We start from the raw sequence: 647 nt of genomic DNA, 5'->3' as shown, positions 1-647 counted from the left end.
TCCCCCGTCTCGCCAAACGCCTCACCGGCAACCGGCTGCGTCGCCGGACCGTCCGGCGACGTCCCGAGAGCATCAACGGACGCAATGTCGTCCTCGTCGGACGTCAGGGACAAGCCCTCCTCAGCGACCGTCGGCCCGTCGTCGGCAAACAGGATCGAGGAGCCGATGTCCACCGGGTCGCTCGACACCGCGTCGCCGTCCGCATCCGTGATCGTCAGGACCGCATAGACCTTGCCCGAAAGATCGACCGTGTCGTCGCTGGACGTGCTGTCCGCGTTGTAGACCGACTGATACTGGACGATGCTCAGTTCATTCAGGTCCGCACCCGTAGCCACGTCGAACGCGCTCGCCATGTGGATCGCAAACACCGCCTCGCCGTTGTTCGCGCTCTCCGCATCGTCGATCCGCCCGACAACCAGCCCGTCTTCCAGGAAAAGGGTGATCGCCTCCCCTTCGCTGGTCACAAGGCCGCTGTCCGGATTGTCCGCGTCGATCTGAAGCGTGAAGCTCTGCGCCTCCGGCGCGTAAAAGTCGGCGCCGTTGCCGGAATATCCCGAGTTCCCGTCGACGATGTCCTTCCGGGCGTAAACCGGTGCCGGCAGATCGCTGTCGCTGCCCGGATTGGCGACACCCGCAAACAGCGCCGC

General features: G+C 65.2%; 1 protein-coding gene. It reads right to left on the bottom strand.

What is annotated here, in order from left to right; all coding sequences use genetic code 11:
* The coding region (locus JF539_RS27455) for a DUF5801 repeats-in-toxin domain-containing protein (RefSeq protein ID WP_207144431.1) at window positions 1-647 on the bottom strand (647 nt) is incomplete at both ends.

Source organism: Roseibium aggregatum (genome assembly GCF_017309185.1).
GTDB classification, from domain to species: Bacteria; Pseudomonadota; Alphaproteobacteria; order Rhizobiales; family Stappiaceae; genus Roseibium; species Roseibium aggregatum_B.
The sequence above is the reverse complement of the archived record's forward strand: the minus strand, read 5'-3'. Positions and strand labels throughout refer to the sequence as shown.